The 16204-nt window shown below is 66.3% G+C and carries 14 protein-coding genes, 1 tRNA gene and 1 other RNA gene; 9 read left to right on the top strand and 7 right to left on the bottom strand.

Translation table 11 applies throughout. From position 1 onward, the window contains the following. The gene (locus CQ040_RS00795) at positions 1-774 is read right to left on the bottom strand and encodes a CoA transferase subunit A (protein WP_105525678.1); all 774 of its coding nucleotides are present in this window, start codon (positions 772-774) and stop codon (positions 1-3) included. A gap of 104 nt (positions 775-878) precedes the next feature. Between CQ040_RS00795 and CQ040_RS00790 the strand changes: the two genes are divergently transcribed. From CQ040_RS00790 to CQ040_RS00775, 4 genes are all read left to right on the top strand, one after another. Beyond that, the gene (locus tag CQ040_RS00790) at positions 879-1667 is read left to right on the top strand and encodes an IclR family transcriptional regulator (protein ID WP_105525524.1); all 789 of its coding nucleotides are present in this window, start codon (positions 879-881) and stop codon (positions 1665-1667) included. A gap of 37 nt (positions 1668-1704) precedes the next feature. Then, positions 1705-2142 (top strand): MarR family winged helix-turn-helix transcriptional regulator, encoded by a 438-nt coding sequence (locus tag CQ040_RS00785; protein WP_105525525.1) that lies wholly within the window; start codon positions 1705-1707, stop codon positions 2140-2142. Beyond that, on the top strand, positions 2139-3368 hold the full coding sequence (locus tag CQ040_RS00780; RefSeq protein ID WP_105525526.1) for an MFS transporter: 1230 nt from the start codon (positions 2139-2141) through the stop codon (positions 3366-3368). Before CQ040_RS00785 ends, CQ040_RS00780 begins: the two co-directional genes overlap by 4 nt. 77 nt (positions 3369-3445) lie before the next feature. Further along, on the top strand, positions 3446-3928 hold the full coding sequence (locus CQ040_RS00775; RefSeq protein ID WP_105525527.1) for a YbaK/EbsC family protein: 483 nt from the start codon (positions 3446-3448) through the stop codon (positions 3926-3928). 101 nt (positions 3929-4029) lie between these two features. On the opposite strand, the gene CQ040_RS00770 is transcribed toward CQ040_RS00775, so the two are convergent. Together CQ040_RS00770 and CQ040_RS00765 are read right to left on the bottom strand one after the other, a co-directional pair. Next, positions 4030-5571: an Ig-like domain-containing protein gene (locus tag CQ040_RS00770; RefSeq protein ID WP_146113840.1), complete on the bottom strand. Its 1542-nt coding sequence runs from the start codon at positions 5569-5571 to the stop codon at positions 4030-4032. 299 nt (positions 5572-5870) lie between these two features. Next, positions 5871-5943: transfer RNA gene (locus tag CQ040_RS00765), tRNA-Lys, on the bottom strand. 156 nt (positions 5944-6099) lie between these two features. Here CQ040_RS00765 and CQ040_RS00760 point away from each other — a divergent pair. Together CQ040_RS00760 and CQ040_RS20945 are read left to right on the top strand one after the other, a co-directional pair. Next, positions 6100-6891 carry an inositol monophosphatase family protein gene (locus tag CQ040_RS00760; RefSeq protein WP_105525529.1) on the top strand — a complete coding sequence of 264 codons (792 nt, stop codon included), beginning with the start codon at positions 6100-6102 and terminating at the stop codon, positions 6889-6891. 230 nt (positions 6892-7121) lie between these two features. Continuing rightward, on the top strand, positions 7122-7481 hold the full coding sequence (locus tag CQ040_RS20945; RefSeq protein ID WP_258131205.1) for a hypothetical protein: 360 nt from the start codon (positions 7122-7124) through the stop codon (positions 7479-7481). 198 nt (positions 7482-7679) lie between these two features. Here the strand turns inward: CQ040_RS20945 and CQ040_RS00750 are convergent, their stop codons facing one another. Next, positions 7680-10550 carry an HAD-IC family P-type ATPase gene (locus CQ040_RS00750; protein ID WP_105525531.1) on the bottom strand — a complete coding sequence of 957 codons (2871 nt, stop codon included), beginning with the start codon at positions 10548-10550 and terminating at the stop codon, positions 7680-7682. Between the two features lie 383 nt (positions 10551-10933). On the opposite strand from CQ040_RS00750, the gene CQ040_RS00745 reads away from it, so the two are divergent. Next, positions 10934-11671 carry a M23 family metallopeptidase gene (locus CQ040_RS00745; protein WP_181156693.1) on the top strand — a complete coding sequence of 246 codons (738 nt, stop codon included), beginning with the start codon at positions 10934-10936 and terminating at the stop codon, positions 11669-11671. 235 nt (positions 11672-11906) lie between these two features. On the opposite strand, the gene ssrA is transcribed toward CQ040_RS00745, so the two are convergent. Next, positions 11907-12276: a transfer-messenger RNA gene (gene ssrA, locus CQ040_RS00740) on the bottom strand. Positions 12277-12417: 141 nt separating this feature from the next. Here ssrA and CQ040_RS00735 point away from each other — a divergent pair. Then, complete coding sequence (locus tag CQ040_RS00735) at positions 12418-13083, top strand: SIMPL domain-containing protein (protein WP_105525533.1); 666 nt, start codon at positions 12418-12420, stop codon at positions 13081-13083. Between the two features lie 6 nt (positions 13084-13089). On the opposite strand, the gene hflX is transcribed toward CQ040_RS00735, so the two are convergent. Then, positions 13090-14601: a GTPase HflX gene (gene hflX, locus CQ040_RS00730; RefSeq protein ID WP_105525534.1), complete on the bottom strand. Its 1512-nt coding sequence runs from the start codon at positions 14599-14601 to the stop codon at positions 13090-13092. Between the two features lie 68 nt (positions 14602-14669). Between hflX and CQ040_RS00725 the strand changes: the two genes are divergently transcribed. Further along, positions 14670-15311, top strand: coding sequence for a class I SAM-dependent methyltransferase (locus CQ040_RS00725; RefSeq protein WP_105525535.1), 642 nt, complete (start codon positions 14670-14672; stop codon positions 15309-15311). A gap of 20 nt (positions 15312-15331) precedes the next feature. On the opposite strand, the gene dapF is transcribed toward CQ040_RS00725, so the two are convergent. Then, complete coding sequence (gene dapF, locus CQ040_RS00720) at positions 15332-16204, bottom strand: diaminopimelate epimerase (RefSeq protein ID WP_105525536.1); 873 nt, start codon at positions 16202-16204, stop codon at positions 15332-15334.

Genomic DNA, 16204 nt, shown 5'->3' with positions numbered 1-16204 from the left:
TCAGGCTCCTTCCGCAGCGACGGTGCGCCGCTCGATGCGCTTCGGGGCGTCGGTGCCGACCTCGACGATGCGGTGCACGAAGACTCCGGGGAGGTGGACGCTGTCCGGGTCGAGTTCCCCCGGTTCGACGAGTTGCTCGACCTGGGCGATGCAGATGCGGCCGGCCATGGCGGCCAGCGGATTGAAGTTGCGGGCCGCTTTGTTGAAGACGAGGTTGCCGTGGCGGTCACCGCGGGCGGCATGGACGAGCGAGAAGTCGGTGGCGATCGCCTCCTCCAGTACGAACTCCCTGGGCTCACCGTTCACATCGAAGGTGCGCACGTCCTTGATCGGCGAGGCGACCGCGATCGTGCCGTCCGGGTTGTACCTGCGGGGTAGTCCGCCTTCCGCGACCTGGGTGCCCACACCCGTCTGCGTGAAGAACGCGGCGATCCCCGAGCCGCCGGCCCGCAGCTTCTCGGCCAGGGTTCCCTGCGGGGTGAGCTCGAGCTCGAGTTCGCCACTCAGGAACTGGCGTTCGAACTCCTTGTTCTCCCCCACGTACGACGACGTCATCTTGCGGATGCGCTGCGCGGCGAGAAGCACCCCGAGACCCCAGTCGTCGACGCCGCAGTTGTTGCTCACCACGCTCAGATCCTTCGTGCCCTGTGCGAGCAGGGCTTCGATCAGAGCGATCGGGTTTCCCGACAACCCGAACCCGCCGACCGCGAGCGACGATCCGTCCTCGATGTCGGCGACCGCGGCGCGCGCTGATTCCCATTGCTTGTCGATCACGTCGGCTCCTTCGATCACGTGCTCCCTCCAGCATCCGCCCACGACCCCCGCGTCCGGTAGTCAGGTCTTGCGATGTGGCCGATCGCGGAGGTAGCGTCCACATTATGGAACCGCTTGGACCCGCCGTCCCCGGAGCGCAGGCGATCGCGCGCGCGGCGCGCCTCTTGCGCCTGGTCACCGCTGCGGGGACCGACGGCGCCGCGCTGCACGACCTCGCCCGCGAAGCCGACCTGACGCGATCGACCGCCCACCGTCTGCTGAGCGCCCTCAAGCTCGAAGGACTCATCGATCGCGACGACGAGAGCGCTCGCTGGATGCCGGGACCGGAGCTCTACCTCATGGGTTCGGTGGCCGCGGCGCGATACGACGTGACCGCACTCGCTCGAGACATCGTGCGGTCACTGGCCGTCAAGACCGAGGAGAGCGCGTTCTTCTCGGTGCGGCGCGCGGATGAGACGGTGTGCCTCCTGCGCGAGGAAGGAGCGTTCCCCATCCGCTCCTTCGTCTTGAGCGAGGGCGTGCGTTTCCCCCTCGGCGTCGCCAGCGCCGGGCTCGCGATCCTCGCATTCCTTCCCGACCACGATGTGGACGCGTACTTGGAGCGACACCCCGAGCTCGAGACCGGGTGGGGTCGTCCGCACGGCCGTCGGGCACTGCTCACGCGCCTCGCCGAGACCAAGGAGCGAGGATACGCGGTGAACCCGGGCCTGATCGTGGAAGGCAGCTGGGGCATCGGCGCCGCGGTCTTCGATCGCTCGGGGCGCCCGGAGTGGGCTCTGAGCCTGACCGGGGTCGAGTTCCGCTTCGGCCCGGATCGGATGGCGGAACTCGGCCGCACGCTCCTCGCACACGCGCACCAGCTTTCCGCACGGATCGCGAGCACCCGACGATAGAACGGCAATACATACCAATGGGTATATACTTGCTGGTATGAATCGTTCGGACGTGATCCCCTCCCTGGTGCTCTCCGGGTACGCGCTGGGACGCATCGCAGCCCAGGATGCCGGCAACGACGCACCCGCCGCACAGTGGCGCGTGCTCAGCCTCCTGGAACAGGCGGGCTCTCGACGGGTGGGAGAGCTCGCAGCGGCCGCGCGCACCACGCAGCCGGGCATGACCCGTCTCCTGGGTGGGTTGGAGCGCGACGGACTTGTCCTCCGCTCCCCCGATCCCGACGATTCACGAGCCACCGTCGTGGACATCACCCCACACGGCACCGCAGCGCTCACGTCCTGGCGCGCGGAGTTCCGTGAGACGCTCGCGCCGCGATTCGCCGCTCTCAACGACGAAGAATGGTCCGCTCTCACCCGCGCCGCCGAGATCCTCGCCGCGCACACCGCCACTGAACGAAAAGGAGAATCTCGGTGAACACCAGCACCACCCCCTCGGTGTGGAAGCAGCCGGCGCAAGTATGGGCGGTCGCATTCGCGTGCGTCGTCGCCTTCATGGGCATCGGACTCGTCGACCCGATCCTTCCTGCGATCGCCGAATCGCTCCAGGCATCGCCGGTAGAGACCGAGCTGCTGTTCACCAGCTACCTCCTCGTGACCGGGCTGGCGATGCTCGTGACCAGTTGGATCTCCAGTCGCATCGGGGCGAAGGCCACGCTGCTCATCGGACTCGCACTCATCGTCGTCTTCGCACTCCTGTGCGCGCTGAGCGGCAGCGTCGACGCCGTCATCGGGTTCCGTGCCGGCTGGGGCCTCGGGAACGCCCTGTTCATCTCCACAGCCCTCGCGACGATCGTCGGCGCCGCCTCCGGCGGCAGCAGTGCGGCGATCATCCTCTACGAAGCGGCTCTGGGTCTCGGTATCGCCGTGGGTCCCCTCCTGGGCGGCCTTCTCGGCGAACAGAGCTGGCGCGGACCGTTCTTCGGCGTCGTCGTGCTGATGGCCATCGCGTTCGTCGCCGTGCTCGTACTGCTGCGCGGTCCCGGCGAGAAGCGCGTGCCGGTGCCGTTCTCGGCCCCGTTCACCGCTCTGCGGCGTCCGGCACTGGCGGTTCTCGCGATCGCGGCGCTCTTCTACAACATCGGCTTCTTCGTGCTGCTGGCGTTCTCGCCGTTCCCTCTCGGGTTCGGGGCGATGGGCATCGGGTTCACGTTCTTCGGCTGGGGCGTCGCCCTCGCTGTCACGAGCGTCTGGGTGGCACCGGTCCTCATGCGCCGGATGCCGCGAACCCGCATCATCCTCATCGTCCTGCCGCTGCTCGCACTCGATCTCGTCGCCGCGGGTTTCCTCGTGGGTAACGCCGCAGCCCTGGTCGCCTGCATCGTCGCGGGTGGGCTCTTGCTCGGTGTGATGAACACCGTGCTGACCGAGGCCGTCATGGAGGCGACCGACCTGCCCCGTTCGGTCGCATCGTCGGCCTACTCGGCCGTCCGGTTCCTCGGTGGTGCGATGGCGCCTCCGATCGCAGCGCTCCTGTGGCACGCGTTCAACGCGACGGTGCCCTACCTGTTCGCCGCCGCGTCCGTCTTGCTCGCCGCGCTCACCGTGTTCCTGGGTCGCCGGGTGCTCGCCCACATCGACGACCAGCCGGCGGACGCCGCCGTGGAGGATGCTGCCGCGATCCTCGTGGGCGACGCCGCCTGAGCAAGACTGCAGCGTCGGACCGGGCATCGGCGCCCGATCCGACGCTGCTGCATCCGGCCCTTGGATATCGTGGGGCGATGAAAGAACCCTCTCATCTCCCTGAACGCAGCAGGCTGGTGCATCGACACTTGACGCATGCCGGTGTCGAGACGGAGATCCGGGTGCTTCCCGACTCGGCCCGCACCGCCCAGGAGGCGGCATCCGCAATCGGGTGTGACGTAGCGGCGATCGCGAACAGCCTGATCTTCCTGGCCGACGGTGAGCCCGTACTCGTGATGACCAGCGGCGGACACAGGGCCGACCTCGAGGCTCTGAGACTGCACATCGGCGCTGCAGAGGTGGTGATGGCGCCCGCATCGGTAGTGCGCTCCGCCACCGGCCAGGCCATCGGCGGCGTCGCTCCCGTCGGACACCCCGCTCCGATCCGGACGTTCATCGACGAAGCATTGCAGGACCACGAGGAGCTCTGGGCAGCCGCAGGTCACCCGCACACCGTCATGCCGTTGACGTTCGATCAACTCTGTCGTGTCACCGACGGAGCGGTCATCGCCGTCGTCTGAGTCTCTCGGTCCCGACAGCACTCCGGCATCCTTGGACGGCGAGACGACGAAGCCGGCGCCGGGGAGCACGAAGCTTCCCGGCACCGGCCGTGTCCGATCGATCAGTCCTGGGTCAGGCGTGAACGCGCGCGCACGGCGCCGAGGACGGTGAGCGCGAGGCCGAGCACCACGGCGGCGCCACCGGCCCAGAGAATTCCGGCAGGCATGTCCGCGCCCGTGGTCGCGAGCGACGAGCCACCGGTCAGGGGCAGCTCGGTCGGCGGCGTGACGGCGGCGGGCGGCGTCGGGGGCGTGGTCGGCGGGATCACCGGAGGCTTCGATGCAGCGGTGTTGGTCAAGGTGACCGCCAACGTCGCCCCCTCGCCGACCGTGAGCTGCGCACCGCCATCGGCAAGAGCGCGCACGCCGGTGCCGGAGAACACGGGCGTGCCCCATTCGATGCCATCGACGGCTGGCGGGGTCAGCTCCCCCAGCGTGACGACGGTTCCAGCGGGAAGCTGGATGAGGGGCGACGTGGCTCCGGCCGTGACGGCGACGGTTCGCTCGACCGCCGGGTCGCCATAGCTGTAACGCACCGTGTACACCGCGTCCGTCGGCACGGCAGACGCACCCGAACCTGCGACGGCCTTGGTCACCGTGAAGGCACCCGAGGCATCGCCGTCACCGGTTCCACCGCCCGTGACGGTCCAGACGGCCTTCTCCTGGAGCTTGACCCCGTTGACGTCCGCGACATTGCCGTAGGTGGCTCCGTCGACCTGGGCGCTGGGCACCGTGAAGTACTTGACGAGATATGTCCGCGCCGGATCGATCGGGCCCGGGATCTCGAGGTGGAACGACGTTCCCTCCGCGTTCCAGGAGCCGGTCCAGTTCGTGATCGTCTGCGGGTCCTTGTCCTGTTTGTCGGTGCTCCAGACGACGAGCTGCCGGTCTTCGTTGTGGTGCTCGGCGACCCCGTCGCCCGCGCCCGTCAGAGTGTCGTCGATGATCATCGATTCCGCGCCGTCGAAGCTCGCGCCGGGCAGCACCAGCTGCCAGGCGATCCGTCCGTCGGCCGTCTGCCACGACCACTTCTGCGGTTCCGTCGGCAGCGGGGCGGACGGACCGATACCGCCACCGGGCACCTCGACCGGGGTGATCTTGCCATCGACCGTGAATCCCACCGTGGTCTCCGTGGTCTGCTCGTCGGCGCTCGCGACGAACCAGAGCGAGCCGGTGACTCCGGTGCGGCCGTTCACGTAGTCGGTGAGCGTGCACGTCACCACGGGTGCAGCGTCGCTGCTCACGGTGCACTCGGCGATCGACTTGCTCGGGTCTTCCGCCGACGGAACCGAGAACGTCGTACCGGCGCCGGCGAACTCCTTCGGGAGCGTGAACCCGAAGGTCTGACCGCCCACCGCGCCATCCGGAACCGCCCAGTCAGCGTCGACTCGCACGTGGTCCCACTGCGACACCGTGCCGCCGCCACCGACTGTCGTCACGGTGATCGACGAAGGGTCGATGGCTGCCGGATAGTCGTACTCGGCTGCCGAAGCGGCCCCCGCGCCGGCGAGCGTGATCCCGGCGGTGAGAGCTGCCACAGCGGCAGCGATGATCGTTGTTGTCGTCTTGCGGCGCGCGCGGGCGCGCCCGATGCTTCTGTACAAGGTGTTCCCCAGTTTCTTGATGAAGCCCCACCCCGTCGGTCATGCGTCGCTCAGCGACGCATCCGATCGAGGTGACGCGGATGTCCCCATATGAGAGACGTACTCAGGGGGATTCCATTACGTGATACATGGGGATTCAGTCAGAACAGGGAAAAGCACTGGGTGGTTCCGGGGGCGCTCCAACGCTCAGAAGGAGCGGTTCGCCGTGGCAGAATCTGGCGCCGGCACGTCCACCGCGCTCCCCCAAGGCGCAGAAAAGCCCTGTCGACACTGGCGAGAGTGTCTACAGGGCTGTTCCGTGCACCCCCTCGGACTTGAACCGAGAACCCACTGATTAAGAGTCAGTTGCTCTGCCGATTGAGCTAGAGGTGCGTGGCCCGGGATAACCCCGACCGAGGAATTACATTACCAGTCGACCGGGTCCATGTGAAATCGAGCTCGGACCCCGGGCGTGCCGCCCCCGCGAGGGCGCCGAAATGTGGCCTTTCGACACTCGGGCCCCGCCGATCCGGCCAGTATTCTTAGACCGTGACCACCTCCCCCGATAGCCTCCGCAGCGACCTCGAACTCGCGCTGCGCCTCGCCGACGCTGCAGATGCCCAGTCGCTCCCCCGGTTCGATGCCGACGACCTCGAGATCTCGACCAAGGCCGACAACTCGCACGTCACCGACGCCGATCTCGCAACCGAACGCGCGATCCGCAGCATCTTGGAGACCGAGCGTCCCGAAGACGGGATCTTCGGCGAGGAGTTCGGCGCTCAGGGCGGCACGCACCGTCAGTGGATCATCGACCCGATCGACGGGACGGCCAACTTCCTTCGCGGGGTGCCGTTGTGGGGAACGATGATCGCCCTCGCGATCGACGGCGTGCCACAGGTGGGCGTCGTCAGCATGCCTGCACTCGGACGACGCTGGTGGGCATCGGCCGGAGAAGGCGCCTGGACCGCCACCGAAGGCGAGCCGCGTCAGCTCCAGACCTCCTCGGTCTCGTCTCTCGACGATGCCAGCGTGAGTTTCCAGAGCATCGCGCAGTGGTCGGATGCAGGCCGCCTGAACACCCTGTTGAAGATGGCCGCGCGCGTCTGGCGCGACCGCGCCTACGGCGACGTCTACGCGTACATGCTCCTTGCAGAAGGTCGCATCGACATGGTCGCCGAGTTCGGAGTCAAGGAGTACGACATCGCGGCCGCCGTCCCGATCGTGCGCGAGGCCGGAGGACGGATGACGGCTGTCGACGGCGCGGAGACGATCTCCGCGCGCTCGACACTCGCTACCAACGGCACCCTGCACGAAGACTTCCTGACGCTGCTGCAAGACTGATCCGAAGGACGAGGGCCGCGATGACTCCCCGCATAATGTCTGCCACTGCGGGCGTCTTGCTGCTGCTCGCGGCCCTCACCGCATGCGCTGGGCCTTCGGAGCCTCGGTCCTCGCCGACCGCGGAGCCTGCCCCTCCCACACCCACCGCGAGCACAGCGCCCGTCGGCTCGCCCGCTCCGGAATCACCGGCCGCGGAAGTCACTTGCGAGTCGATGATCTCGGACGGCACGGTGGCAGCGCTGGCAGATGCCGGCTGGACGGCCGAGACGAAGGAGTTCGTGGTCGGCGGGGTCGAGTTCACCGATGGCCTGCTCTGCTTCTGGGCGGACTACACGGTCGGGTCCGACCACGGTCAGCTCTACGGCTGGGCAGCGGTGGACGAGGCAGACGCCGCAGCCGCGCAGGCAGGTCTTCTCGAGGAAGGCTGGAAGCGCGAGGACGGTCCGGACGGAATCTATTACACCGAGGACCCGCGTTACGCGATGGGCACCGATGAAGACGGCTACGGGATGACGTACCTCTTCGGCGACGGCTGGGTGCGGCTCGCCGACACCCGCCAGGGACTGATTCTGATCGAATGGCCGGCCTGACCGCCGAGGATCGATCACCCCTTTCGGGGCACGCCACCACCACCGGATTCATCAAAGCGTTCAGAGAAACTGTTCGGGGGCACCGCCGCCGCGTACGCCCGCGCAAGACGAGGGCATCGGCCCACGCACCCGACGTCGATCAGTACGCTGACGCCCGCCTTCGGAACTCAGGGCGGTACGGTGAGGAGAAGCGAACCCTCACGGTCCCGCCGCGCCCATCGAACTCTCGAGGATCCGGCCGAAACCACGCGCGACCGGCGGAGTCCACAGCAGCACGATGATGGCGGTGGCGATCGCAGCGGTGATGGCCGCTCCCCAGTCCCAGCGGTCGCCGAAGATGAGTACGACGGCGCTGAGCGCGATGGCGATCCCGAGGAAGATCGTGAGCATGAGCCGCGAGAGTCCGCTGCCACGGCGCACGCCGGCGGCGACGGCGAGTACCAGCAGCCCGAACAGGGCGATCGCCGCACCCGCGACCGAGAACACCGAGGTCGCCACATCCGCGTCGTACCGTCCGAGGAAGACCAGGATGCCGAAGCCCGTCGCGAGCACTCCGAAGGCGTAGGCGAGCACCGCCACCACCGTGGTGATGATCGAGGCCACGACGGGGGAATCAGACGGGGAGGGCGCAGTCGCCGCTGGCGCCCCACTCATCGCGCTGTCCGACGGCGCCGAGAGGACGAGACGACGGTGCAGCAGCCGCACCACCTCGATGGCGGCGACCATCACGATCGTGATCCCGGTGAGCGCGATCGCAAGGTCTTCGCCCGGGTCCACCAAGACGAAGAACTGCCGGGCCAGCGGGATCGTGAAGACGGCGATGAGCAGAATGAACATCGCACCGACGACCAGCACCTTGAAGCGGTTGAGGGGGCGGGCGAGCACAGCCAGCACCCAGATGCCGACGACCGCGAGGATCACGGTGGCGCCGGTGCGCAGCTGTTCTTCGTGGACCCCGAACCCTCGTGCGACGAACGTGTACCAGGTCAGACCGAGCGCGACGACGATCCCAGACGGAATCGCGAAGCTCAACGACCGCCGGAGGAACCCCGGCACATACCGTGCCGCGTTCGGCATGAGCGCGAGGAAGAACGCCGGGATGCCGATCGTGAGGCCGTCGGTGATGGACAGTTGGCGAGGCAGGAACGGGAACTCGAGCACGAAGACCCCGAAGATGATCGCGAGCAGAGTCGCGTAGACCGTCTTGTTCAGGAACAGCATCGACACCCGCTCGATGTTCGCGATGACCTGACGGCCTTCCGCGACGACATCCGGCAGGTGGGAGAATTGGCCGTCGAGCAGGACCAGACGCGCGACAGCCTTGGTGGCGGGTGAGCCGGAGTTCATCGCGATCCCGATGTCTGCAGCCTTGATCGCCAGCGCGTCGTTCACTCCGTCGCCCGTCATCGCGACGGTGTGCCCGTGACTCTGCAGCGCGGTGACCATGCGCTTCTTCTGCTCTGGCGTGACCCGCCCGAACACCGCATGCTGGTCGAGCACGTCTGCGAGTTCGGCATCGTCCTGCGGAAGTCGTCGCGCATCGAAGCCTTCGGAGACGTCGAGACCGACCTCACGAGCGATCGCGGCCACCGTTCGCGGGTTGTCTCCCGAGATGATGCGGATTCCGACCTGCTGGCGCGCGAAGTACGCGAGCGTCTGCGCCGCGTCCGGGCGCACCTGTTCGCGGAAGGTGAGGACCAGGATCGCGGCGAGGCCATCGGGGAGGCGCTCGGAATCGACGTCGTCTTCGGACAGTGTGGAGTCCGAGTATCCGATCACCAGCGTGCGGCGGCCGGTCTCGGCGTGTTCGGTGACCGTGCGGCCGAGTTCCGTCTCGGTCGATGTCGCGGCGTCGCCGAACACCATCTCCGGCGCTCCCATCACCCAGGTTCCGGTGCTCTCCGCGAACGAGACCGCGCTCCATTTGCGCGCTGACGAGAAGGGGATGTACCCCGCCACGACGAGCGGCGCAGCGACCGGATACGCCGTTCGCATCGACCGTGCCGTCGCATTCGCGTCCGGAGATGCGGCATACCAAGCAAGCGCCGCCGCCACGGCATCCTCCCGTTCGGGAGTGAGCCCGGTGAGACCGTGGGCTTGGTCGAATCCGATCTCGCCGACCGTGAGGGTGCCGGTCTTGTCGAGGCAGACGACGTCGACCCTCGCGAGTCCTTCGACTGCGGGTAGCTCATTGACCAGCACTTGTCTGCGCGCCAGCCTCGATGCACCGACGGCAAAAGCGATGCTCGTCATGAGCACGAGGCCGAGGGGTATCATCGCCGTCAGCGAGGCGATGGTGTTCACGACGGCCTGCACCCAGGCACCGTTCGAGAACACGTTGGCATACCCGCCGAGGACAACGATCTGAGCGTTCAGGACCAACAGGCCGACGGGCCCGATGATCCAACTCACCCACTTCAGGACCCGATTGACCGAGGTGCGAAGCTCGCTGGAGACGAGGGAGAAGCGCTTGGCCTCACCGGCGAAGTGGTTCGCATACGAGTCGGCACCCACCCTGGTCGTTCGGGCGGTGCCCTCCCCCGCGACGACGACCGCGCCGGAGAGAGCTTCGTCCCCCGGCTGCTTCTCCACCGGGTCGGACTCCCCGGTGAGCATCGACTCATCGATCTGCAGACCGCGCGCGGTCATGACGTCGGCGTCAGCAGGCACCTGTTCCCCGGCACGAAGCACGAGAACGTCATCGAGGACGACCTCGCCTGGCGCGATCTCCGCCTCGGTTCCGTCTCGCAGCACCAGTGCTCGCGGTGCATTCATCAGAGCGAGACGGTCGAGTGCGGACTTCGCACGGAACTCCTGAACGCACCCGATGATCGCGTTCGCGAACGCCGCGAGCCCGAAGAGCGCATCCTGCCAGCGCCCGACGAGGAACAGCACGAGGAAGCAGGCGAAGACGATGCCGTTGAAGAGCGTGAAGACGTTCGCCCGCACGATGCTCCACGCGCTCCGACTCGTATCGGCGACGAAGGCGTTCGTCTTCCCCGCAGCGACACGCTCGGAGACCTGAGCTCTCGTGAGACCGGTCGAGACGTCTGCGGGGGTCGTGTCCACAGACTTCAATATAGGTCCACGACGACGACATCCAGGCGTCTGATTTGACGGCGACCCGGTCGCGCAGGAGAGGAAATCGAACTGCTCACGCTGCGATGCGCAAATGGATTCTGTACGAGCAGGCTTTCCTCGTGCGCGAATGCGGCTTGTCGATCATCAATCCAGGAACAGGAATGTCTTCGATTTCAGTCGGGCACAAGCGGACGGCCCGCCCCGGTCTGAACACTAGTGCTGGCCTCGCGCCCGTATCAGTTCTAAGCGTGCGCGTATGTAGGCCAAACGGGGGACAGCGAGAAGGACAGCGCGGACGCTACTGTCTTTATATGCACCCGAATGAACCGGAACCTCCGTCAGCGCTGCCCGGTGTACGCCGGAGGACTTTCATGACGGCAGCGGCGATCACTGCTGCCGTCGCTGCTGCCGGCGTAGGTGCTCTAGCTCGCCCGCAGTCAGCAGCGGCGGCCATGACATGGGGTTACCCGTTCACATTTCGCTCCGGACGCTCACGCGGCTTCGTCGGGCCATACCCGAAACACGCCGGGATTGACTACACGCCGGGCCTCGGCACGCCGATCCACGCGGTTGCCGATGGAACCATCATCGTTAGCGGTATCAGCGGAAATGATGGCGCCTATGGAGAGAGCATCCATATTCAACACGCCGATGGATACCGGACGGTCTACGCGCACATGATCGAAGGCACGCGTGTTGGACTCGGCCCTGTGGTTCGGGGGCAGTTCATCGGAAGAGTCGGCAGCTCGGGCAAATCCACCGGACCGCATCTGCACATTGAAGTCCAGCGCAATGGCGTCGCGCTTGACCCCGACCCGTACATCAACGACGCACCGCTTGCAGGTAGCGCACCGGAAACACCCCAACAGGAGAGAAACATGGAAGCGATCGTAAAGGTTCCCAACGGAACCATCGTGCACTTGCGGCAGGGCGGCAAGACAGACTTCTCCAGCGTGGAGCAGTACAACATTTTCCGTCAGCAGGTAGATACTCTGCGCAGCCTTGGAGCGACGGACATCCTGCCGCTGCCCGAGCTTTCGAAAGTACCCGGCGTTGCGTGGGATACTTTCGCATTCCTCGCCGGGTATATCGGAGCGCCCACGGCGTAGGCAGGAAAAGGTTCAAAGACCCTCACCCGGCCCAGGCCAGATGGGGGTCTTTATGTTCAGTTGCCGGGGCGATCGTCGTGTTGGGAGGTCACGGTACGGTCATCCGTCATGTTCACGGCACCAGATGTGAGCAAAGTGTGAACAGGTTCACCGGCTGATGAGCTATCCGTAGTGAAAAGGCCCGCCTCCCCAGTTCTCACTGGGGAGGCGGGCCTCAATTCCTGTGACAGCGACCTGGTGGAGCTGGGGGGAATCGAACCCCCGTCCAACGCTGAGTCTCCACGCCTTCTCCGGGCGCAGTCTGTGAAGACGTTCTACTCGGCTCCGACCTTTGTCACAGACACCTAAGTCGACAAGCCCAGCCTGGGAAGAGTCCCACGTGACGTCCAGACGCCATCACGCAGCAAGATTCCTAAATAACGCCAGGATCCGTATCGGAATCACATACGGCCTGACGGACTATCGGGCTCGCTTATGCAGCGAGGGCGAAGTCGTTGCGCTTGGTTTCGGCAACTATTTTTTTGCAGAGAGCGTTTACGAGATAACTCTGCATCCTCGGCCCGCTTCTCGTGGATTCACAGGCGCTGTCGAAACCGATCAGCCCCGTGGTCCTTCTCTCGAAGGAGCCGCTGTCACACTGTGGAATTGCCAACTCGGGAGACAAGCACCCGAGCCCTAAAGTCTACAACGTTCGCGGCCGCTCCGCCATTCCGCTGACGTTCTGTCCCCTGGCGTAGAGTCGCCCCATGAGCGAAGTCACCGTCACCGTCCGCGGCGAGCATGAGGCGCGCATCGCGCCCGAACGCGCCACCATCCGCGTCGGAGTGCGCGCTGAAGGCCCCGAGCGCACCACGGTGGTCGAGCATGTGATGCGCCTCGCCGAGCCCGTCCGCAGCAGCATCACGGAACGGGTCGAGGCCGGCACTGTCGTCGACTGGACCAGCAAGCGGCTCTCCGTCCGGGCGGAACGACCCTGGAACAACGAGGGCAAACGCCTCGCACCGGTCTACTACGCGAGCATCGACTTCACGGCGACGTTCCCGGAGGCCTCAGAGCTCTCCATCTGGGTATCCGACATCTCCCCCTGGGACGGGGTCGAGGTGGGCTGGGTCGACTGGCACCTCACTCCGGTGACGCGGGCCCAGGTCGAACGCGATGTCGCGGCCGAGGCGGTGAGCGTCGCCGTCACCCGCGCCAAGGCATACGCCGGTGCCCTCGGCCTGGACGAGGTGACGCCGTCAGAGATCGCCGATGTCGGCCTGATGTCCAGCGGACAGCCGGCACCTGGAGCCCAGATGCTGAAGGCACGCGGTGGCGTCGCATTCGCCGCCGACACGGCTCCGCCAATGGAGTACGAGCCGGAGGAGATCATCATCTCCGCAACGGTCGAGGCACGCTTCCTCGCCCGCTGAGCGGGATCAGCCCCCGGTGATGAACGGGGCGAGTTCGGCCGCGAGGCGCTCAGAGACACGAGCGTGCACGGCGGTGCCGTTCTCGCCGTGCTCCACCGAGAGAAGCATCCCGGTCTCATGGATCGCCGCCACCAGATCGCCGCGATCGTAAGGAATCACGGCGTGGACCTCGACAGCAGGCTTCGGAAGCGCCGCTTCCACGACGGCCCGCAACTCGGCGATGCCCTCGCCCGACCTCGAAGACACGAAGTGCGCATGGGGCTGAAGGCCGCGGAGCACCAGCCTCTCGTCTTCAGAGATCAGATCGGCTTTGTTGAAGACGACGATCTCCGGCAGGTCACGAACACCGACATCACCCAGAACGTCGCGCACGGTCTGCAGCTGACCGGCAGGATCCGGGTGCGAGCCGTCGACGATGTGGAGCACGACGTCGGCTTCTCCCACCTCCTCCAGCGTCGAGCGGAAGGCCTCGACGAGCTGGGGCGGGAGGTTGCGGACGAATCCGACGGTGTCGGTCAGCGTGTAGACACGGCCGTCTTCCGTCTCAGCGCGACGAACAGTCGCATCCAACGTCGCGAAGAGTGCGTTCTCGACCAGGACCCCTGCGCTGGTGAGCGCATTGAGCAGACTGGACTTGCCGGCGTTCGTGTAACCGGCGATCGCGACCGAGGGGATCGTGTTGCGCTTGCGCTCGGCACGCTTCGCCTCTCGGGCAGGGCCGAAGTCACGAATCTGCCGACGCAACAGTGCCATCTTGGTGCGGATGCGACGACGATCGAGCTCGATCTTCGTCTCACCCGGACCGCGCGAACCCATACCCGCGCCACCGGCACCGACCTGGCCACCGGCCTGACGGCTCATCGAGTCGCCCCAGCCACGAAGACGAGGAAGCAGGTACTCGAGCTGAGCCAGCTCGACCTGAGCTTTGCCCTCCCGGCTCTTGGCATGCTGGCTGAAGATGTCGAGGATCACCGTGGTGCGGTCGATGACCTTGACCTTGACGACGTCTTCGAGTGCACGACGCTGGCTCGGCGCGAGTTCCGTATCGGCGATGACGGTGTCGGCACCGACGGCGGCGACGATGTCCTTGAGCTCCTGAGCCTTGCCTCGGCCGAGATAGGTCGCAGCATCAGGGTGCGGACGACGTTGCAAGACGCCGTCGAGCACGACGGCACCGGCGGTCTCGGCAAGTGCCGCGAGTTCCCGCAGAGAATTTTCCGCATCTTCCTGCGCACCCTGGGGGTAGACGCCGACGAGGACGACGTTCTCCAGGCGCAACTGACGGTACTCGACCTCGGTGACATCCTCGAGCTCTGTCGAGAGTCCCCCGACGCGGCGAAGCGCGTGCCGGTCCTCGAGATCCCACTGCGCGCCGTCCATGCTCGTATGCGATGCCGTCGAATCATCCTGCAGCGCCTGGGCGGCGCCGAAGACATGGACGTCCGAGCGCTTCTCTGCATTCGCGAGCACACGATCGACCGTGTGGTCGTCGGTGGAGGGGGTTGTGGTCTCCGTCATCCGTTCCTTGTCTCTGGGTTTTGTTGCGAGCCTTAACCTTAGCCCGCGCTGTCCGGTACGCTCACCGTATGGGGTCAGATCACTACTTCACTGCGGCCCCGGCAAGCCCCGAGAATCTGCGTAAGATCCGCGTATCGCTCGCAGGTCGAGAGCTGGAAGTCACCACCGCTGGTGGAGTCTTCAGCCCGGATCGTCTGGATGCCGGCACTGCAGTGCTCCTCGCCAACATGCCCCCGGTTCCCCCGGGTGGCGATCTTCTCGACCTCGGCAGCGGTTGGGGTCCTGTGACCCTGTCGATGGCCTTGGCTGCTCCCCACGCGACGGTGTGGGCCGTCGACGTGAACGAGCGTGCCCTCGATCTCGTGCGTCGGAACGCCGCAGCTCTCGGGCTCACTAACGTCAACGCATCACTGCCCGACGATGTTCCCGAGCACGTCTCGTTCCGCACGATTCGCTCGAATCCGCCCATCCGTGTCGGCAAGAACGAACTCCACGGACTGCTGGAGCGCTGGATCCCTCGCCTCGATGAGCGCAGCGACGCCTGGCTCGTGGTCCAGCGCAACCTCGGCGCCGATTCGCTCCAGCGATGGATCGGGTCGACGTTCCATCCCGGTTACAGCGTCTTCCGCACCGCTACGGGCAAGGGGTACCGGATCCTCAAGGTGCGCAAGCACGGAAATCCGCCGACCGAGCCGATCATCCTCGGCTGAGTCGCTCGCGGGTCACTCGCTCAAGCGAGATCGACCTCGCCCTGGAAGACGAGCTGCGCCGGACCGGAAAGAGCGACATGCTCGCCATCTTCCGCGGGGAACATGCGAACGCCGAGGGTCCCGCCCGGAACCTCCACCTGCCAGTTGTTCGGAGCCTTCTCGCCAGCCCAGTAGCGAACAGCGAGCGCGGTCGCCGCGACCCCCGTGCCGCAGCTGAGGGTCTCACCGACGCCCCGCTCATAGACACGCATGCTCACGTGTCCGACTCCATCGCGCACCAGGGGTTCTCCAGGAACCACGAACTCGATGTTCGCACCCGCCGGCAACGCGGGCTCCAAGTCGGGCGCGCGGTGCAACTCGAGCGATGCGAGCTCGGCCTCCGAAGCGAGAGCGACGACGACGTGGGGGTTTCCGACGTCGATGCCGACTCCGGGACGAGTGACGGAGAGGCCGTCTACACGTACGAGCGGATCGTCGCCCGGGAGCTTCCATCGGCCGAGATCGACCTGATATCCCGTGGCGCTCCGGGTCACATCACGAACGCCCGCCCTGGTGCCGATCGGCAGCGTCGATCCGGGGTCGATGGTCGCGAGGCCGGAACGGACGAGGTAATGAGCGAACACCCGGATGCCGTTGCCACACATCTCTGCGATGGATCCGTCGGCATTGCGGTAGTCCATGAACCACTCGGCGCCCGGCTCTTCTTCGAGCGATGCCGCGCCCTCCGCGATCGCGGAAGACCTGACGACACGAAGAATGCCGTCGGCACCGATCCCGAAGTGACGATCGCACAGCACCGCAACCTGCTCGACCGTCAGATCAAGCTCGCCATCGGGATCAGCGATGATGATGAAGTCGTTGCCCGTGCCGTGCCCCTTGGTGAATGCGACCAT

This window comes from Microbacterium sp. MYb54 (genome assembly GCF_002979515.1).
Classification (GTDB): domain Bacteria; phylum Actinomycetota; class Actinomycetes; order Actinomycetales; family Microbacteriaceae; genus Microbacterium.
The sequence above is the reverse complement of the archived record's forward strand: the minus strand, read 5'-3'. Positions and strand labels throughout refer to the sequence as shown.